The organism is Spirochaeta thermophila DSM 6578 (assembly GCF_000184345.1).
Taxonomy (GTDB): Bacteria; Spirochaetota; Spirochaetia; order Winmispirales; family Winmispiraceae; genus Winmispira; species Winmispira thermophila.
Genome location: NC_017583.1, coordinates 2,222,089 through 2,240,916, shown reverse-complemented (window position 1 = coordinate 2,240,916; position 18,828 = coordinate 2,222,089). Strand labels below are relative to the sequence as shown.

The 18,828-nt window shown below is 63.1% G+C and carries 17 protein-coding genes; 8 read left to right on the top strand and 9 right to left on the bottom strand.

The window, feature by feature from the left end; translation table 11 throughout:
- Window position 1 precedes the first annotated feature (1 nt).
- Together SPITH_RS10195 and SPITH_RS10190 are read right to left on the bottom strand one after the other, a co-directional pair.
- Complete coding sequence (locus tag SPITH_RS10195; protein ID WP_014625579.1) at window positions 2-634, bottom strand: TetR/AcrR family transcriptional regulator; 633 nt, start codon at window positions 632-634, stop codon at window positions 2-4.
- A 77-nt stretch (window positions 635-711) separates the two neighbouring features.
- Entirely contained in the window at window positions 712-1,875 is a 1,164-nt protein-coding gene (locus tag SPITH_RS10190) for a glycosyltransferase (protein ID WP_014625578.1), read from the bottom strand.
- A gap of 199 nt (window positions 1,876-2,074) precedes the next feature.
- On the opposite strand from SPITH_RS10190, the gene SPITH_RS10185 reads away from it, so the two are divergent.
- The 6 genes from SPITH_RS10185 to SPITH_RS10160 all read left to right on the top strand — a co-directional run bounded on the left by SPITH_RS10185 (window position 2,075) and on the right by SPITH_RS10160 (window position 9,570).
- Window positions 2,075-3,319, top strand: coding sequence for an IS256 family transposase (locus SPITH_RS10185; protein WP_014624767.1), 1,245 nt, complete (start codon window positions 2,075-2,077; stop codon window positions 3,317-3,319).
- Between the two features lie 86 nt (window positions 3,320-3,405).
- The gene (yajC, locus tag SPITH_RS10180; RefSeq protein ID WP_014625577.1) at window positions 3,406-3,762 is read left to right on the top strand and encodes a preprotein translocase subunit YajC; all 357 of its coding nucleotides are present in this window, start codon (window positions 3,406-3,408) and stop codon (window positions 3,760-3,762) included.
- A 33-nt stretch (window positions 3,763-3,795) separates the two neighbouring features.
- Complete coding sequence (gene secD, locus SPITH_RS10175) at window positions 3,796-5,514, top strand: protein translocase subunit SecD (RefSeq protein ID WP_014625576.1); 1,719 nt, start codon at window positions 3,796-3,798, stop codon at window positions 5,512-5,514.
- A gap of 2 nt (window positions 5,515-5,516) precedes the next feature.
- The gene (secF, locus tag SPITH_RS10170) at window positions 5,517-6,584 is read left to right on the top strand and encodes a protein translocase subunit SecF (RefSeq protein WP_014625575.1); all 1,068 of its coding nucleotides are present in this window, start codon (window positions 5,517-5,519) and stop codon (window positions 6,582-6,584) included.
- 93 nt (window positions 6,585-6,677) lie between these two features.
- Window positions 6,678-8,912, top strand: coding sequence for an APC family permease (locus tag SPITH_RS10165; protein WP_014625574.1), 2,235 nt, complete (start codon window positions 6,678-6,680; stop codon window positions 8,910-8,912).
- Window position 8,913: 1 nt separating this feature from the next.
- On the top strand, window positions 8,914-9,570 hold the full coding sequence (locus tag SPITH_RS10160) for a hypothetical protein (RefSeq protein ID WP_245523384.1): 657 nt from the start codon (window positions 8,914-8,916) through the stop codon (window positions 9,568-9,570).
- Here the strand turns inward: SPITH_RS10160 and SPITH_RS10155 are convergent.
- The gene (locus SPITH_RS10155) at window positions 9,530-10,258 is read right to left on the bottom strand and encodes a metallophosphoesterase family protein (RefSeq protein ID WP_014625572.1); all 729 of its coding nucleotides are present in this window, start codon (window positions 10,256-10,258) and stop codon (window positions 9,530-9,532) included. The two genes, SPITH_RS10160 and SPITH_RS10155, sit on opposite strands and share 41 nt — an antisense overlap.
- Window positions 10,259-10,344: 86 nt before the next feature.
- Here SPITH_RS10155 and SPITH_RS10150 point away from each other — a divergent pair, with 86 nt between their 5' ends.
- A complete protein-coding gene (locus SPITH_RS10150; protein ID WP_014625571.1) occupies window positions 10,345-10,872 on the top strand; it encodes a nitroreductase family protein in 528 nt (175 codons plus the stop codon).
- Window position 10,873: 1 nt separating this feature from the next.
- On the top strand, window positions 10,874-11,689 hold the full coding sequence (locus SPITH_RS10145) for a Cof-type HAD-IIB family hydrolase (protein ID WP_014625570.1): 816 nt from the start codon (window positions 10,874-10,876) through the stop codon (window positions 11,687-11,689).
- Here SPITH_RS10145 and SPITH_RS10140 read toward each other — a convergent pair.
- From SPITH_RS10140 to SPITH_RS10115, 6 genes are all read right to left on the bottom strand, one after another.
- Window positions 11,686-13,770, bottom strand: a complete 2,085-nt coding sequence (locus SPITH_RS10140) for a histidine kinase dimerization/phosphoacceptor domain -containing protein (protein WP_014625569.1) — start codon at window positions 13,768-13,770, stop codon at window positions 11,686-11,688. The two genes, SPITH_RS10145 and SPITH_RS10140, sit on opposite strands and share 4 nt — an antisense overlap.
- Window positions 13,771-13,835: 65 nt before the next feature.
- Window positions 13,836-14,981 (bottom strand): N-acetylneuraminate synthase family protein, encoded by a 1,146-nt coding sequence (locus SPITH_RS10135; RefSeq protein ID WP_014625568.1) that lies wholly within the window; start codon window positions 14,979-14,981, stop codon window positions 13,836-13,838.
- A 24-nt stretch (window positions 14,982-15,005) separates the two neighbouring features.
- Complete coding sequence (gene serS, locus SPITH_RS10130) at window positions 15,006-16,283, bottom strand: serine--tRNA ligase (protein WP_014625567.1); 1,278 nt, start codon at window positions 16,281-16,283, stop codon at window positions 15,006-15,008.
- Between the two features lie 60 nt (window positions 16,284-16,343).
- The gene (gene proC, locus SPITH_RS10125) at window positions 16,344-17,141 is read right to left on the bottom strand and encodes a pyrroline-5-carboxylate reductase (protein WP_014625566.1); all 798 of its coding nucleotides are present in this window, start codon (window positions 17,139-17,141) and stop codon (window positions 16,344-16,346) included.
- 29 nt (window positions 17,142-17,170) lie between these two features.
- Complete coding sequence (trmL, locus tag SPITH_RS10120) at window positions 17,171-17,635, bottom strand: tRNA (uridine(34)/cytosine(34)/5-carboxymethylaminomethyluridine(34)-2'-O)-methyltransferase TrmL (RefSeq protein ID WP_014625565.1); 465 nt, start codon at window positions 17,633-17,635, stop codon at window positions 17,171-17,173.
- A complete protein-coding gene (locus tag SPITH_RS10115; protein WP_014625564.1) occupies window positions 17,632-18,771 on the bottom strand; it encodes a sensor histidine kinase in 1,140 nt (379 codons plus the stop codon). Before SPITH_RS10115 ends, trmL begins: the two co-directional genes overlap by 4 nt.
- Window positions 18,772-18,828: the final 57 nt, after the last annotated feature.

Sequence of the window (18,828 nt, the reverse complement as noted above, 5' to 3'; positions counted from 1 at the left end):
GCTACTCCTTTTTGATGGCATCCCATATGAGACGGGCGACGTGATCGGCCCGTTCTTCGAGGACCTGCTCCACATCGAGTTCGATGCCGGCCTTCTCTGCGATGAGCGGGAGGAGGGCGGGGGCGACGAGGAGGGGAAATATGTTGAGGGATACGATGTCGAGGATGAGCTGGAAAGGATCCATTTCTTTGATGCGTCCCTCTTTCCGGGCCTCCTCGATCTTCTCGAGGAAGTAACTCCACACGTGGCGCTCCCCCAGCGTGAGCTGGCGGGCGAAGATGGCGAGGAATTCGGCCCTGTTGGAGGCGAGTTCGCCGATGAGGAACCTGAAGAGTTGGGGATGGGCCCGCATGGCTTCGATGTGGCGCCTGATGAGGACCGGGAGGAGCTCTTCGAGTGTGAGGGCCTCGTCCCCGGGTCGGAAGACCAGCCTGAGGGCGAGTCGGGCCATCTCCTCGGCGATGGTCTCGTAGAGACTGTCCTTGGTTCTGAAGTAGTAGTGGACAAGGGCCTTGTTCACCCCGGCCCTTTGGGCGATCTCCCTCATGGTGGTACCGGCCTTCCCTTTCTCGCTGAAGACCTCGAAGGCCGCCTTTCGTATCCGTTCCTCTGTACCGGTATCCATGTTCCTCATGTGTTATCCTCAAAGTTTAACTCTATGGTTAAACCTTACGTCAAAGGGGGCTATCTGTCAAGTGGGGGCGTATGGCGTTATCCCTTTCGATGGTTCGCCAGTACCCTGGTGTACACCTCCACCAGGCGTTCGGCGTGTCGTTCTATGGAGTACTCGTCCGCCACACCTCGGGAGGCGGCGGCCATCCGATCCCGTAACGCTGTGTCCTCAAGGAGGAGGGCAACCTTCTCCTCAATCTCCGCATCGTCGTCCACCTGGAACCCGTTCTCCCCCTCGCGTACCACACCTTCGTAGCTCACATCGCGCCTGCAGACAAGAGGCAAGCCTGCCGCCGCGGCCTCGAGGGTGGTGATGGGGTGCACCTCGCTGAGTGAGGCCGAGACGAACACCTCTGCGATCGAGTAGAAGGCGGCGATCTTCTCCCAGTCCACGAACCCGGTGAGGATCACCCGATCGTTCAGGCCCTCCGCTTTCACCCTTCGCGCGAGCGGCTCGAATCCGGGCCCGTCGCCCACATAGACGAGCCGCACCGCTGTGTTCCTCTTCAGGAGAGGCTTCATCGCCTCGTAGAGCTCCTCGATGCGCTTCTCGGGTCCCATCCGGCCCACGAAGAGCACCACACGGTGCTCGGGAGAGAGGCGGTACCGCTCCCTGATCTCCCGCACCGCCTCTTCCCGGATGTTGCCCTTGAACCTCTGGATGTCGATGCCGTTGGGAACCACCACCGTCTCCATCCAGGGGGTGATCTCCCGGAAGTAGAGGGCCGATTTGGGCGAGGGGGCGATGAGGAGCGAGGCCCCCTTGAGGTAACGCCTGAAGTAGGTCCTCACCACGGGCTTCATCTTGAGGAGGGGGAAGTAGTGGGCGTAGTCCTCCCACATGGTGTGGGCGGTACACACCCGGGGGATCCCCAGGGCCCGGGCGGCCTTGCCCGCGGCGAATCCCGTGGCGAACTCGGTGTGGCTGTGTACGATGTCGATCCGGTGTCGTGTGAGGAACTCGACCACTCGTTTCTTCCTCGTGAGGGCGTAGCCGTACCCCTGCTTGGAACCGAAGTCGAGGGAGATCTGCGGGAAGAGGAGGAAGTCGTCATGACCGGTGTACGGATGGTGTGCCGTGTCCACGGAGACGATCACCACGTGGTGTCCCTGGCGTACGAGGGCATCCCTGGCCTGGAGCACCACCGTGACCACCCCGTTCTTCATCGGGGGGAAACAGTCCATGAAAAAGGCGATGTTCATATCGGGTCTCACTCCTCATCGATGGATCCTTGATCGGGGACTCGATTATCACATGGAATCGCATAATAGTCCACCTCCGTGTAATCTTCTGTAAAGACGGGACATACGGGACTGTAACATCGAGTGTTGAAAAAGGCGGGGAAAAAAGATAAAGGGTATCTCCCACCACCAAACCTCTGAAAGAAGGAGGAGATACCCCATGAAGCGTGGTAACACACGCACACTGATTGATACACAGTATACCCTCTCTGATCTGATGAAGCAAGTGGAGGCCCAACTCCGGGAGGAGGTGCGCCACACCTACAAGACGTACCTGGAGCACCTCCTTGAGACGCTGAGAGAGGAGGCAGTGGGACGACCACGATATGCACGAGGGGAGGCTGAGAAGGCACCGTACTACCGGTACGGCTACAGAAAGTGGAAGAGCGTGCAGACCCCCTGGGGGCCGATCGAGGAGGTACGCGTGCCCCGCATTCGCACCGGCGGGGGGAAGGAGGTAAAGCTGGTGACCTACGAGCAGAGGCTCGTGGCCCTCGCTGAGCAGCTCCTCCTTGGGTATGTGAGAGGGATGAGCGCGCGGACGTGGGCCATTCTGTTACGGGAGCTGGGGATAGGAGAGGCTCACCCGCAGACACTCCTTAGGCTCATAAAGCGTCTTCGCGAGGAGAAAGAGCGGTGGCGGAGGCGGCCCATTAGAGGGGTGAAGGCGCTCGTGCTGGATGGGGTGTGGGGAAAGCTGAGGGGAAAAGGGAGGAGGGGGCTGGTGATCCTGAGTGCCGTGGGAGTGAAGGAGGACGGGTCTCATGAGCTCCTCGACTGGGTGGTTGCGGAGCAGGAGGACCGGGCGAGCTACGAGCGACTCCTTACCAAACTCTATGAGCGAGGGCTTGAGGAGGTGGAGCTGGTGGTGGCCGATGAGGCAGAGGGGATCTGGCAGGCGGTGGAGACCGTGTATCCTGAGGCGAAGAAGCAGGTATGCCTCTGGCACCTGCAATGCACCCTTGAGCAGAAGCTTCTGCAGGATATGGGGGACCAGAAGGGGAAGAAGGCTCACCTCCAGGAGGAGAGGCGAGCCTTTCGGACTGAGTACTGGAGGCTCTTTGAGGCAGGAGGGAAGGAGGAGGCAGAGGAAGCGTTCGAGGCATTCGTGAAGAAGTGGGCGACGAAGGCCCCCCGGATGACGGCTGCTCTCCTGTGGCGGAAGGAGCGGCTCTTCTCCTATCTGGAGTTACCCTATGAGTGGAAGGAGAAGGTGAGGACGAGCAACCTTGCGGAGAACATGTTTCGTCACATGAGGAGCTTTCTGCGGAGGTATCCTGGGTATATGAGCCGTGCCCATGCAGATGAGGTGGTAGGCCTCTACGTGGTGGGCATGCAGGTGATACAAGAGGTGGGGAGATGCACCCCTTATCAACTCCAGCTCAATTTCAACACTCCCCCTTGACAGTGCCGGACATACTCCAAGCTTGACTTCTTTTCACCTGCGTGGTAGCTTGTGTGCACTATATTTTCCAGAGAAGGGAAGTATTTATGGTATACAGTACAGCTCTTTTCCCGCTCCTGGCCGCCGCACCCGAGGGTGCGCAAGGGGCGAGCACCTCCGGACAGATGATGGTGACGCTCATCACCTTCGGTCTCATCTTCCTCATCTTCTATTTTCTCATCATCAGGCCGCAGAACAAGCGGCAGAAAGAGGTGCAGCAGATGCTCGCCTCTCTCGACAAGGGGGACGAGGTGGTGACCATCGGAGGCATCCACGGTGTGGTTCAGTCCGTGAAGGAGGATTCCGTGGTCATCAAGGTGGACGACCACACCACCCTCCTCATGGAGAAATCGGCCATCGCCCGCAAGAAGGAACGAACCCTCAAGCCGGTGTCCGACAAGTAACGCTGCAAAATCCCATCGAGTGGAGTGTTCGCTATGAGTAAGAGAGCCCGACTGCTGCTTGTGCTCTTCTTTATGGTCATCGCCGGGGTGTTCATCTACCCCACCGTCAAGTGGTACTTTTTCGTTCCCGAGGAAGAGAAGACGGTCGCCCAGGCGTCCGTGGAGGAAGTGCGGCGCTACAGCCAGACGAAGGCGCTGGAGGTACTCGAACGTCTCAAGCAAGGGGTGCGCGAGAATCCGGATGCCGAGCTCCCGGAGGATCTCTCGTTCCTCATCACCTATGCCAAGAGGAACTATCGCATCGCAAAGGAGCCTCTTCCCGGGAAGTGGTCCTACAAGAGCGTGCTCTCGAGTTTCGTTGACGAAAAGGAAGCTCTCGAGACCATAGAGGACTACTTCAGGGCACGGATCATCTCGCTCAAGGAGCTGAGGAACAGGACGCTCCAGCTCGGGCTCGACCTCTCCGGGGGACTCACGGTGACGCTCGCCCCGGATTTCTCGTCCCTGGCAGAGCGACTGGGTCACGAGCCCACTGATGTCGAGAGACGGGATGCGGTGGACAGGGCACTCGAAGTGCTCAACAACCGCATCGATCGGTTCGGTGTCACCGAGCCCCAGATCCGCAAGCTCGAAGGGAACAAGATCCTTATCGAGATTCCCGGAGATCCCGATCCCACGAGGGTGAACTCCTTCCTCATGGGAAAGGGGCGACTCACCTTCCACATCGTCGACGACGAGACCACGCAGAAGCTCATCGAATATCAGCGGCAGACGGGTATCACCGATCCTGCGATTCTGGCCGAGCGGGTGGACTTCGTGCCGGCGGGTACCAAGATCGCAGGCTACTACACCAAGGACAAGTACGGGGTGGACAAGCTGGTGCGTTCCATCGCCATCTACGAGGAGGTGGGCCTGGACGGCACCTACCTCACGAGCGCCCAGGTCTCGCGTGATCCGCTCACGGGAAAACCGGTGGTCCTCTTCTCCCTCAACAGCGAGGGGAGCGACATCTTCTACAAGCTCACGAGCGCCAACGTGGACAGGAGCCTCGCCATCGTGCTCGACGACAAGGTGAAGGCGTACGCCACCATACAGGAGCCCATCAGGGGCAACGTACAGATCACCGGCTTCTCCACCGAGGAGGCGCAGAACATCTCGCTCATACTCAGGACCGCTGCCCTTCCCGTGGACCTCGTGATAGAGGACTACGAGGCGGTGGGTGCTTCCCTGGGTGAGGACTCCATCCGCAGGGGTGTGCAGGCCATCGTGCTCGGCTTCGCCCTCGTGGTGTTCTTCATGATCCTCTACTACAAGGGGGCGGGGATCGTCGCCGACATCGCTCTCCTGCTCAATCTCTTCTTCATGACCGCCTTGCTCTCGGTCTTCAACTTCACCCTCACCCTCACGAGCATCGCGGGGGTCATCCTCACCGTGGGTATGGCGGTGGACGCCAACGTGATCATCTACGAGCGTATCAAGGAGGAGCTCCGGCTCGGAAAGACCCCGGCGAGCGCGGTGAAGGCGGGTTTTTCCAAGGCCTTCTGGACCATCGTGGACGCGAACGTCACGACCTTCATCGCGGCCATCTTCCTCTCCCAGGTGGGGCGGGGGCCCATCCAAGGTTTCGCGGTCACGCTGGCCATAGGTATCGTGAGCTCCATGTTCACGGCCCTGGTGGTCTCGCGGCTCATCTTCGACTACCTGGTGGAACAGCGTAAGGTGAAGAAGCTCAGTATCAGCTGGAGGCTGTAGTGATGAGAGTCATACGCTTTACCCGATATCGCGCCCTTGCCATCACGCTCTCTCTCCTGGTGATCGTCGCTGGCGGGGTGGCCACGTTCTTTCAGGGTGGTTTCAACCTGGGGATCGATTTCCGGGCAGGACTCACCGAGCGGGTGGCGGTAGCCCCGTCGGTGTCGGCGTCGATAGAGGATGTGCGTCGGGCGCTCGCCGGGATTCAGGGGGTGCAGGTTCAGACCATAGGAGCCCCTGAGGATCAGGAGTTCCTCGTCAAGGTGAAGGAGGAGGAGGGGGCCGAGAACTTCAGGGAGACCACACGTACGGCCATCCTGTCGGCCCTCGGAGCGGCGTTCGGTCAGGGGAACGTGGAGGAGCGTTCCTCCCAGTACATCGGGCCGCGGTTCTCCGCGAGTATCGCTTCGCAGTCCTTCCTCCTGGTGCTGGTGGCGATCCTCTTCATGCTGGTGTACATCTGGTTCAGGTTCCAGTTGGCCTATGCGGTGGGTGCGATCACGGCTCTGTTCCACGACGTGTTCGTGCTTCTCGGGGTGATCGGGGCCTTCCAGCTCGAGGTGAGTACCGCCACCATCGCGGCCATCCTCACCATCGTGGGGTACTCGATCAACGACACCATCGTGGTCTTCGACCGTATCAGGGAGAACACGCAGCTCCTCAAGGAAAGGCCTTTCAGGGAGATCGTGGATGGCTCCATCACCCAGACCCTGAGCCGTACTCTCATCACCTCGCTCACCACCCTGCTCGCGGTGCTCGCGATCTACATCTTCACCACGGGCGATATCAAGCTCTTCGCCTTCAACCTCATCGTGGGTATCGTGGTGGGTACGTATTCCTCGATCTTCATCGCCTCCCCGGTGATGATGTGGATCAGGAACGCGCGGCACAGGGAGGAGGAGGAGATGAAGGAACAGCGGCAGCAGGTCCTCTCCGTGAAGGAGGAGACGGCGCCGCCCGCCGAAGAGGCTGCAGGTGGGGAGTCGGAGGAGAAGGGCGAGGGAAGCGGGGTCCAGATCGTCCAGGGGCGCCGTAAGTTGCCGCGGAGTAAGCGAAAGAAGAAGAAATAGGGTATACCGAGAGGATGTCGAGGGCCGCCCCCTAGGGGCGGCCCTCTTGTGTGTGGAGACGCGGGAGCACTATACTCGGCTCGGAGGTGTGGGATGCAGAAGAAGTTTGGTACGATACGGGGGGTGTTCATCCCTTCGTATGAGGCGCTCTTTGGTGCCGTACTTTTTTTGGTGCTCCCCATGCTCACCGGGGCGATGGGGTTCTGGAGGATGGCGCTCATCGTGGTGCTTTCGAACACGGTGACGCTCGCCACGGCCTTCTCTCTTGCCGACTGTGTGACGAACCTGCGTCAGGTGGGGCCTGGGGGGATGTATGCTCTCGCCCGGAGGTCGTTCGGCCGTGCGTTCGGGGGATCCATCGGGATTCAGCTCTTCCTCGCCCAGTCGGTCTCCATAGGGTTCTATGTCATCGGTTTTGCTGAGCCGCTCCAGGAGGTTCTGTCGGGGTTGCCGGGATATAGGGAGCTCGTGGCCTCCCTGGGGCTCTCGCTGCTCGAGCAGAAACAGGTGATCGCCTCGTTGCTCGCAGTGGTGGGGTGTGTGAGCTCTCTCATCGGGGCTGACTTCACTTCACGGATACAGGTGGTGATCTTCTTCATTCTCACCGCCTCAATAGGGGCGATTCTCATCTCCCCGCTCGTGGGGACGCCCTCATCTGAGGGTGGGGTGTTCGCCAATCGGTTGAACCTCACAGGCCTGGGTGGATTCGGGTTCTGGGTTGCGTTCGCCGCGTTCTTCCCCGCGGTGACAGGGATCGATGCCGGAGTGGGGATGAGTGGGGAGCTCAAGGATGCGCGCAAGTCCTTACCCCTCGGGACGTTTCTCGCCATTGCGGTGACGGCGCTGGGGTATCTGGGGGTGACGTACGTCTACAGCCTCATGGATCCTCACCTGCTCCTTAGGGGAGAAGGGGGAGAGGTGCCTTCCCTGGTGGCGCTCTTCGGTCGCAACCTGCCTGCCGTTTCGCTCCTGGTGCTCCTGGGTATCCTCTTCGCCACGGGTTCTTCGGCTCTCGCCTACTTCCTCACCGCGCCCAGGACCCTCAAGACCCTCGCCGAGGACGGGATCCTTCCGGGCTTCCTCTCGTTCGTGAGAAAGGATTTCGTCAAGGGAGGATCTGAGCCGCGGTGGGCCACATTGGTCACGTTCCTCATCGTGCTCGGGACGGTGTGGTCGGGCGATATCACCTTCGTCTCCACGGTGGTGGGTATCTGCTTCCTGGTGGTGTATGGCTGGATCAACGTGGCGGCCTTCTTCGAGCGGATGAGCGGAAATCCGAGCTTCAGGCCCACGTTCAGGGGTCACTGGGCGATTTCTCTCTATGGGGCGTTGCTCGCACTCGCGGTGATCGGGCTCTTCAACGTGTGGGTGGGCCTGGGGGTCCTGGGGTCACAGCTCCTGCTCTTCTGGCTGCTCCTCAAGTACCGGGCTGGTGGTCGGCTCGAGGGGGTGTGGTGGGGGCTCATCTTCTCGGTGCTCCAGTGGGCCTTCGGCCGTATGCGCAGGATCATCCAGGGGACCAAGAACTGGCGGCCGGTCATGGGGGTGTTCGCCTTCGCGGACAGGCCCGAGCAGATCGAGCAGGGGGTGCGGGTGGCCTCGAGGATCACGGCGTTCAAGGGCCTTTCGGTCTTCAACCTCCTCAGGCCGGACGATTTCGAGGGGGAGATCGACTCCGGCGGGGATACGGCGGTGATCTTTCAGCGGAAGAATCCCTTTTCGGCCCTCATACGAGGGGCGGCGTTGGCCGCGATGCCGGGGGGGCTCGTGCTCAACACCGTGCTCCTGCCGCTCGACAGGCGCCTCAACCTCATCGACCTGGTGGAGGAGCTCGCGGGCGAAGGACGACACGTGCTCCTCTACAAGCATGGGGTGCCGAGGGGAGAGGAGGACGAGAGGATCGATGTGTGGTGGAAGGGGCAGGAGAACGGCAACCTCATGGCGCTGCTCGCCTACATCATACGGGAGACGGATGCAGAGAGGGGGCTTCCCCGGAAGCGGATCCGGCTCATACGGGTGCTCGAGGAGCGGATGGAGCGGGTGAGGGAGGAGGCCGAGCTGCGGTCGTTGCTGGATGTGGCGCGGCTGGAGGGGGAGGTGCTGGTCCTCGATCCGGACGAGCGGCCGTTCGACGAGGTGGTGGAGGAGCACTCGAGAGATGCCTCTCTCGTGCTCATGGGGATGCCGGGCCAGCGGGCTTCGGGGCTCGCACGGGTGTTCTCGCTCGATAGGCGCGAGTTCGATCGACAGATCGCACGGTTCGACGAGCTTCCCCCGGTGCTCTTCGTGAAGAGCGCCTACCGGGTGGCGTTGTTCGACGAGGAGTAGTTTGAAGGGAGGACCTGTGGTGGGTACGGTGCGGGTGGTGCCGGTGTGGTCGTGTGGGAGGTGGGTGAGGGAACGGATGGGTGAGGGGGGGTGGGTGGTGCGGTGTGGGAGTGGGGTGGAGGCGCGGCGGTTGGGGGTGGAGGTGCGGGTGCTGCGGGAGGGGGTGCGATGGCGGGGGAGGGAGGTGCGGGTGGGGAGGGGTGGAGGGCGGCTCGTGTGTGTGGGGTTCGGAGAGGGGATGATGCCGGGGAGGGGGGAGCGGTGGGAGGAGGTGTGGGTGTTGGCGGGGGGGAGGGGACTTGTGGGGGGGGTGCGGGGGCGGGTTGAGGGGATTGGGGGGTGGGAGTGGGTGGCTGAGAGGCCGAGGGAGGGGGTGTGGGAGGCGGTGGGGTGGCGGGGGTGGCGGGAGAGGGGGGAGGTGGTGCGGGCGCTGGGAGAGGGGGTGTGCAGGGGGTGGTGGTGGGGCGATGTGGAGGAGGCGGTGGATACGCTGCTTGTGCTGGGCTACCTGGTGCGGCGGAGGTGGGCTGAGGGGGTGGTGGGGCGGGTGTCGGGGATGGGGGCGCTCGTGCCCTCGAGGGATACCCGTACATTCCGGGAACGGGTGTGTGGGCTCATCACACCCAGTGGACGGTGGTCTGGATCCCTTCCAGGGTGAGGACGATCTCGCGCCACCCTCTCGTGTGCACGGCGACGAGATCCTCGCTGTGGGGGTCGATCTGGAAGAACGTGGAGGGGGTGAGGAAGGCGGTGATGCCCTCCCTGACGACCACGCGATCGTTGTGGTAGTGCCCGCAGAAGACGAGGGCGCCTTCACCGAGGATCCCGATCGCCTCCCGGGGGTTGGCGAGGGCGTAGTTCCTGTCCATGTGGGGTACGCCGCAGGGGAAGGGCGGGTAGTGGGTGAAGAGGATGGAGGAGGGGGATCGCTCTCGATGTGTGAGATACCAGGCGGCCACCTCAGACGTGATTCGGCCCTCCGAGGTGTCGAGACCGCCGATCTCCCATCCCCCGATCCGGATCCACCAGGAGTAGCCGGGGCCGCGCGCGAGGTCGGGGGCGGTGAGGGGAAAGACCGATTCGAGGATGCGCGGGTCGTCGTGATTGCCCGCGAGCACGAGGAACCTGTGCCCCGGACGTTCCAGGGCCTCTCTCACCCAGTGGTACACCCGGGCAGAGGCGTCCCTGAAGCAGAGGTCTCCGGTGACCACGATGAGGTCGCATCCTGTGGCATGGACGTGGTCGAGCACGTCGAGGAAGTTTTTCTTCACATCCACCCCGTACGGCATCTCCTCCGTGAGGCTTATGTGAGGATCGCTCACGTGCGCAATGGTAACGCGTTCCATCCTTCCTCCCGTGCACGATACTACCTGTCGATGTGAACGTGCGCAAGAGTACTGACACGTCGTGCCGAAGCTGCTAGTATGAAGGTATGGAACCCAAAGATGATGTGATCCACTGGATACTCTCCCGAAGGAGCGTGCGGAGGTACCGCCCCGACGAGGTGCCGCTGGAGACCATACGGCTCCTCCTCAAGGCCGCCATGGCGGCCCCTTCGGCCGTTGCGAAGGATCCCTGGCGCTTCATCGTGATGCGGGACGAGGAGGTGAGGACGCGGGTCTCCGAGGGGCTTCCCAATGGGAGCTTCTTGGCCGAGGCCCCGCTCGGGATCGCGGTATGCGGGGATCTGCAGGCAGCCCATGCCGGGATGGAGGGATATTTGGTGCTGGACTGCGCCGCGGCTATAGAGAACGTCCTGCTCGCAGCCTCGGGTCTGGGGCTCGGTGCCTGCTGGTTGGGGGTGTATCCCAGGAAGGAGCGGATGGACTACCTGCGGGAAGTGTTCTCCCTCCCGGGCCACATCGTCCCTGTGGCCTGCATCGCCTTGGGGTATCCTGCGGAGGAGAAGGAACCTCGGACCCGTTACAGGGAAGAGTACGTTCACTGGGACAGGTGGTGAGGTGCGCTGGAAATCCCTTCTCGCCTGTGATCTCGACGATACCCTCCTTTCGGGGGACGGCGTACTGCCCGAAGAGGATCTCCATCTCCTCCGGCGGGCCGTGCGGTGCGGTATCCTCCCCGTGGTAGCCTCGGGCCGGCCGTTCGCCTCGGTGAGGCGGGTGGTCGAGGAGTTCTGGCCGGAGGCCTCCTTTCCCTTCATCGCCTTCAACGGCGCCCTTGTGGGCCTCTCGGGTACGGGAGCAGTCCTCTTCTCCCGAAGCGTCCCCCGCGCCTATGCCTGCGGGTTCCTGGAATGGGCGGAACGTCACGACCTCTTCGCGCAGACCTATGACGAGAAGTATTTCTACGTCCCCTCAGAGGATGATCGGGCCGAACGCTACGCACGGAACGTGGGTATCCCTTACCGCGTGGTGGGTCCGCTCTCCAGGTTCCTTTCGTTCGATCCTCCGAAGGTGCTCCTCCACGATGATCCCGTCCGTCTCGAGGAACACTACCCCGAGGCCCACAGGCTCTTCGGCGACAGGCTCTCCCTTTTCTTCTCCAAGCCCCAGTACCTCGAGGTGGTACATCCCGAGGTGGACAAAGGGATGGCGCTCGCATGGGTGGCCGAGCGGTACGGGGTGCCCCGTGAACGGGTGGTGGCGATGGGGGACAGCGGCAACGATGTGGAGATGGTACGATGGGCGGGGACCGGGGTGGCGGTGGCGAACGCGAGGAGGGAGGTGAAGGAGGTCGCCTCCGTCGTCACCGGAGCCCCGGGAGGAGGAGGTGCACTGAGGGAGGTCTTCGAGCGGTGTTTCCCCGAATGTCTCTAGCCCCTGAACGTGAGGGTGAAGACATTCTTCCCATCCTCGTGGCGATAGGCGATGTCTCCACGGAGCTGTCTGGCGAGTTCTCTTACCAATTGAAAGCCGAGTGAGTTCTTCTCCGCCAGGAGCCTCTCGAAGTCGAAGTTCGGGCCAGGATCGGTGTAGACGAGGGTATAGCCGCCTTCCTCCCCGGAGAGGAGGATCTCTATCTCGAGAGGTGCTCCCGCCGGAGCGGCGTACTTGATGCTGTTGGTGATGAGCTCGTTGAGGATGAGCCCCAGGGGGATGACGGTGTCGGGCGGGAGTTCCATGCCCGCGGCCGAGATCTTCCATTCGATGGGGATCTGCCCTTCGAGAAGCGAAGAGGCGATTTGCGAGGCGATGGTGGAGAGGTAGATATCCACCCGGATGCGCTCGGACCCGTCGGCCCTGTGGAGGAGTTCGTGGAGTGCTGCGAGTGCAGAGAGCCTGCTCTGGGTCTGGGAGAGCTCACGGACGGCTTCGATCGGGAGATCCTTGGTCTTCTGAAGCTGGATCAGGCTCCGCATGATCTGGAGGTTGTTCTTCACCCTGTGGTGCACCTCCTTGAGGAGGATCTCCTTCTCTCTGATCGAACGTTCGAGTTGCTGGTGCGTATTACGCCAGTCGGTCATGTCGCGTACGATGGCGAGCACCGCCGGGGTTCCGTGGAACGCCACGGGAAGCGAGACGATTTCCACGAATTTCGGCCCGTCCTTCCCGGTGATCTCTCTCTGCATCGTGTAGAGGGTCTCCTCTCGTTGGCGGGAGAGAAGCGCTGCGACCTCACTCCGGGAGAGGCCGAGGAGACCTGCGAGGCCGTGTTTCTTGATGTCGAGCTCGGATCGCTCGAAGATTTGCTCGGCGGCCCTGTTGTGGATCAGTATGTTGCCGCGTGTATCGTAGAGAAGGGCGCCGTCGGGAAGGCACTGGAAGAGGGAGCGGAAGAGACGTTCGGTCCTGCGTTGGCGTATGAAGAGGAAGAGGATGAGGCCGAGGAGGGAGAGGAGGATCACTCCAAGGAGGATGGCGCTCCAGAAGAATCCCGGGAACCGGTACTGTACGGATTCCGGGAGCCCCTCGACCTCTGCATCCTGAGGCAGGAGGGCGAGTGGGATTCCGAAGATCTGCAGGGCCTCGAATCGGAAGAGGGGCGCCACGAGCGGCCTCTCCACCACACCCAGGGAGGCGGGATCCTCTCCCTCGAGGAGCCGGGAGAGGAGGAGGGCGAGTTCCCTGCCCTGGAGCGCTCCACGTTGCACCATGCCGCCCACCACCTTGTCCCCCACCATGAAGAAGTCCCAGCAGGTGTAGACGGGTCGTGAGGAGACGTCCGAGATGAGCGAGAGGCTCTGGAGCGGGGTGAAGGGGGTCCCCTCGCGGTCGCGGACGAAGGTGAGGTAGAGGAGCGCACTGTGTTCGGGGAGGTCTCTCACGTCATCGAGGAGTTCGTCCATGGTACGGTTCTCCATGATGAGGAAGGAGAGCCTGTTCTCGTAGGGAGGGATAGCCTGGAGAAAGAGTTCCTTGTTGATCCTTCCCGTGATGGTATCGTCGACGATGACCGCTACCAGCGAGAGGTCGGGATGGAGGCGGAGCATGAGGTCGAGGGTACCACGGATGTCTATGCGTTCGGCCACGCCGGCCACATTGGGATGTGAGGCGAGATCGTAGGACTCCACGTCGTTGATCCCGCAGAAGAGTACGGGGATGTCGGGTCGATAGGGGAAGAGCTCGGCCCTGTGGGAGAGCACGAACCTGAGGGCGTTGTCGTCGGAGGCGAGGACCGCTGAAAACTCGATCCCTACATACTTGGAGAGGAGGTAGGAGAGAAAAGGTTGCTCGAGATCCTCCGGTGCGAAATGTTTGGAGTCGTAGAACTCGGTGTAGATGGTGACCTCGGGATGTCGGGAGGAGATCTCTTCCCTCACTCCCCGGTCGATATCCATGGTCCACTGGTAGCTCGGATCGTAGGAATGGATGAAGAGGATGTTCGGTTCGGCCTGGAGGGAGGATATCCCTACACAGAAGGGCACGAGAAAGATGAGAGGCAGTATTCGGGACCGCATGGAGAGGCCTCCTTTATCCCTACTATAACGTGGAAAAGGAAAGAACGGAAGCCTCGATGGCCGTATCAGGGGAGGAGATCCTCCCACCGCAGCCCCTCCCCCTCCTCCACCTCACGCGCCACACGTCTGCCCACCACCACCGGCAGGAACACCGGCGGCAGACCGGGCCGCAACATCTTCTCGGTCCGTACCACCACGAGGTCCTCCTCTCGCAGCACGCTCCCTGCCTTCACGGTGCGGCGCACGTGGATCGACCGGTTCGACCTGCCGTAGTTGCCTCGCTCCGCCGGCGCGAGCCGCTTCTCTCCGCTCCCCAGCACCCCCTCCACGCGCGCCCCGTACGCCTCGCGCACCACCCTGAGCCCCTCCTCCCCCGCTCCCTCCACCGCCCGCACCGCCCCAACCATCCGTGCGAACTCATCGGGCTCGAGCGCCACCGGATCATCGAGCCCCCCCCCCTCGTGGGAGAGGCACAGGTGCTTCTCGATCATCCGCGCACCCAACGCCACCGCCGTCGCCGGTATCAGTTCCGGATCCCTGCTGTGGTCCGAGACCCCCACCGGCACGCCGAAGAGCCCTGCGAGCAGGGGCAGGACCCGCAGGTTGTAGTCCTCCTCGGGTGCGGGATACGCCGTCACGCAGTGGAGCAAGGTGACCGGTACCCCCTTCCCATCCCCCTCCACACGCCCCCACCCCGGCACCATCCAGCCCTCCCCGCGCAGCACCCCGATCGACGTCTCGATGTCGCCCAACAGGGACACCCCGGACGAGAGGACCACCGGCATCCCCAGACGCCGGACCGCATCAAGAAGCTGCACGTACACGAGCTCGGGCGAGGCGATCTTCACCGCAGGGATCTCCCCGCCGAAGACGGCGAGAAGCCTCCCCATGAGGGCCGCGCTCCGCATCCCGAACACCGAGAAGAGCGGCCGCATCCCTGCCTCGAGCGCCCGGGCGGCGAACCACTCGTAGAACTCCTCCGGCACCTCGAGGCTCCGGAACCGCTCGTAGAGCGACACGGGACCGCCGGGCAAGGGTACCACCCCACATCGCGGGTGAAGGATCTCCTCCGCCCACACCACCTGCGTCTTCACCCAGTCGGCGCCCGCCTCCCGTGCCGCCTCGATGAGCTCTTCGGCCCTCTCCTTCTCCCCGTGGTGACCCGTGCCCACCTCGGCCACGATGATCGTCCCGTCCTGTCGCTCGTCCATGTCCTCCTCTCCCCCGGGGCCGCCTCAGCTCCCTGCCTTCGGACGTATCACGTCGAAACCGGTATAAGGCACGAGGGCCTCCGGGATACGCACCGACCCGTCCCGTTCCTGGAAGTTCTCCAGGATCGCGATGATCACCCTGGGGACGGCGAGCGCCGTTCCGTTGAGCATGTGTACGAACCTGGGCTTCCCGCCCTCGGCCTCCTTGAACCGCACCCCGAGCCTGCGGGCCTGGTAGTCGGTGCAGTTGGACGTGCTCGTGATCTCACCCCATCCCTCCCGGCCCGGCATCCAGGCCTCGAGGTCGAACTTGCGGTAGGCTGGCGCACCGAGGTCTCCGGTGCACGTGTCCACCACCCGGTAGGGTATCCCCAGGCCCGCGTGGATCTCCTCCTCGATCGCGAGGAGTTCCCGGTGCATCCCCTCGGACTCCTCGGGTCGGCAGTAGACGAACATCTCCACCTTGGTGAACTGGTGCACCCGGTAGAGTCCCTTCGAATACTGTCCGGCGGCCCCCGCCTCCTTTCTGAAGCAGTGGGAGAGCCCCGCGAACCTCAAGGGGAGGGCCTGCCCCGGGATGATCTCGTCCGCGTACATTCCCCCCAGGGTGATCTCCGCGGTCCCCACCAGGCAGAGGTCGGTCTCCTCCACGGTGTAGATGTTGCTCTCGGCTCCCCGGGGCTGGAACCCTATCCCCTCCACGATGGATTCCCTCGCGAGGTCGGGTGTGGTGAAGAGGTCGAACCCCTTCTCCCTGAGCACGTCGAGCGCGTAGCGTATCAGGGCCAGCTCCAGGAGGGTACCCTCGTTCTTGAGGTAGTAGAACTTCGCCCCGCTCACCTTTGCGGCCCGATCGAAGTCCACGATGTCGAGCAGGCGTCCGAGCTCGAGGTGATCCCTCGGTTCGAAGTCGAACGAGGGGACCTCTCCCCAGCGCCTGATCTCCAGGTTGTCTTTCTCCTCCTTGCCCACCGGGGCCTCGGGGTGGCTCAGGTTGGGTATGCGGAGCGCCTCACGGCGGAGTTCTTCCTCCACCGCGGCGAGCTCGCCCTCTAGCCGGGCGATCTCCTCCTTGAGACGCCGTCCCTCCTCCACCAGGGCAGGCCGCTCCTCGGGCGAGGCGCTCTTCATGAGGCGGGCGTGCTCGTTGCGCCGCGCCCGGAGTTCGTCCACCCGTGCCTTGAGGTCGTTGCGCCTGTCGTAGAGGGCCACCACCCCCTCCACATCCACCTCCATGAACCTGTTCCTCACGTTCTCCTTCACCAGGTCCACGTGTTCCTTCACGAACCTGAGATCAAGCATCATCCGCTCCTTTCCCTGTGAGATGACGTTCGTGCAGCGTGGCGAAGAGCACGAAGCAGTCTAGCCCTCGAACTCCTGGGCCCGATCGGCCGCCCGCTTCACCGCATCCATGAGAAGGGCCTTGAACGCCCCTCCCTCGAGTGCGTGCACGCCCTGGATGGTGGTCCCTGCGGGCGAGGTCACCCAGGTGAGCATCTCCTCGGGGTGGCGATCCGTCTCCCTCCGCAGGGCCACCGTGCCTTCCACCAGGGCCTCCACGATCCGGAGCGACTCGGTGTACGGTATACCCGCCATGGTCCCGGCCAGGGCCATGCCGTGGAGGAACGAGAGCACGTAGGCGATTCCCGATCCCGAGAGTCCGGTGAAGGCCGGCATGAGGCGTTCCGGTATCTCGAACGGCGTGCCCACCGCACGCGCCACGGCGAGGGCCCGTGTGCGGGTTTCCTCGGATGCGAGGGGGTGGAAACTCATCCCCATGGGGGCCTTCCGGACCATGGCCGCGATGTTGGGCATGACCCGCACGATCTCCCGGGTCCCGAAGGTTTCTTCGAAGAAACGTATGGGCGTACCTGCGATGATCGAGAAGAGCACGGCCCGCGTCTCGGGCGGCGCCATGCCCTTCAGGGCGTCTCTGTCCTGGGGCTTTACGGCCAGGATCACGAGGTCCGCCTCGGTGAAGACCCGCGCGGGGGTCGCCGTCGTATCCTCCGCGCCGTACTCCTCGCATGCCCTCTGCACCCGCTCCCTCACCTTCTCCACCACCATGAACTGCACGTCCGGGAAGGCCCTGCGTATCCCCTTCACGAGTGTCTCTCCCATCATGCCGAAACCCACACACCCCACGGTCCGTATCTCCATGGTGCCTCCTCATGTGAGATGAGGCCGCTCTATACGAGGCCGGGAAACCCCTGGACCCTGAGAGCCTCGTATACAAGGATAGCAACGGCGTTCGAAAGATTCAATGACCGCGCCCCGGCTCGCATGGGGATCCTGACCACCCGGTCGGGAAAGGCCTCGAGGATGCGGGGAGGAAGACCCGCGGTCTCCTTGCCGAAAACGAGGTATGTCTCGTCCGGAAATGAGCAGGTGTGGTACGACCTCGTCCCCCTGGTGGAGAGGAGGAAGAGCGAAGAAGGGCGTTCCTCCTCCAGGAAGGCATCCCACGAGGAATGGAGGCGCAGATCCACCATGGGCCAGTAGTCGAGCCCTGCCCGACGGAGGTATCGGTCTTCGAGCGAGAAGCCGAGCGGCTCTATGAGGTGGAGGACGGCCCCCGTGGCCGCGCAGGTACGGGCGATGTTCCCTGTGTTCTGGGGGATCTCGGGCTCGTGGAGCACCACGTGGATGCTCATGAGGCCTCGTGTTTCACGGGCAGGTAGACATCGACCCGGGTGCCTTCCCCCGGCGTCGAGGCGATGTCCACCACGCCCCGGGCCCCCTTGACCAGGTGGAAGACCACCGAGAGCCCGGTGCCCGAGGCCTGCCTCGCCTTCCTGGTGGTGAAGAAGGGTTCCGGCGCACGTGCGAGGGTCTCCTCGTCCATCCCCACGCCGTGGTCTTCCACCCCTATCCTCACGTACGGGGTGCCCACGGGAAGGAGGGGGGTCAGATGTTCGGGGAGAGCCCCCTCCACCACGGCGGTGGAGAGTATCACCCGGTCCTTCCCCCGGCCCGCCTCGGCCACCGCCTCCTTGGCGTTGAGCAGGAGGTTGGTGACGATGTGCTCAATGTGCGAGGGGCTCATCCCCACGGACACATCCGGCGCCGAGAGGGAGAGGACGAGCTCCGCCTCGGGCGCAAGGAGCCGCCGCCAGATGTCCTCCCGGGAGGCGAGGGCCTGATCCACGAGTGTGGCGCCCTCTATCACCATGCTCCGGCTTGAGAAAGCCAGGATGTGCCGGGTGAGGTCCTTCCCCCGTCGTGCGGCTGCGAGGATCTCCTGGGCATCCTCGATGTCCTGGCGAGCCCCGTGCTCCCTGAGACTCTCGAGGAGGAGCTCGGTGTTCCCTATGATCGCAGTGAGGACATTGTTGAAATCGTGGGCGATGGTGGCCGTCACCCGACCCACGGCCTCGAGTTTCTGCATCTGGAGGAGCACTCTCGTCGCGCGCTCGCGTTCCTCCTGGAGGAAGAGCTTCTCCCTGCACCGGGAGAGCAGGTTGAGGAGTTCCGGCCTGCTTATGGGTTTGGGGAGGTAGTCGTAGGCTCCCTGCTGAAGGGCGCGGATGGCCGATTCCATGCTCGCATGACCGCTCACCACCACGGGGATGGTGAGGGGGTGGTGTTCCTTGAGGACCGGGAGGAGGGTCAGGCCGTCCTCCTCGCCCAGGACGATGTCGATGAGTGCCACGTCGATGTGTTCTTCCGCGAGGATGCGACGCGCCGCTTCCGTATCGGGCGCCCAGAGGAGGGTGTCCGGTTGTCCCTCCAGCATGGTCTCCACGAGCCGCACGAACACCTCTTCGTCGTCCACGAGAAGGATCTTCACCGCATGCCTCCGGCCCCATTATAGCGGGAGACCCCCCGTTCGTCCACAGAAATATCA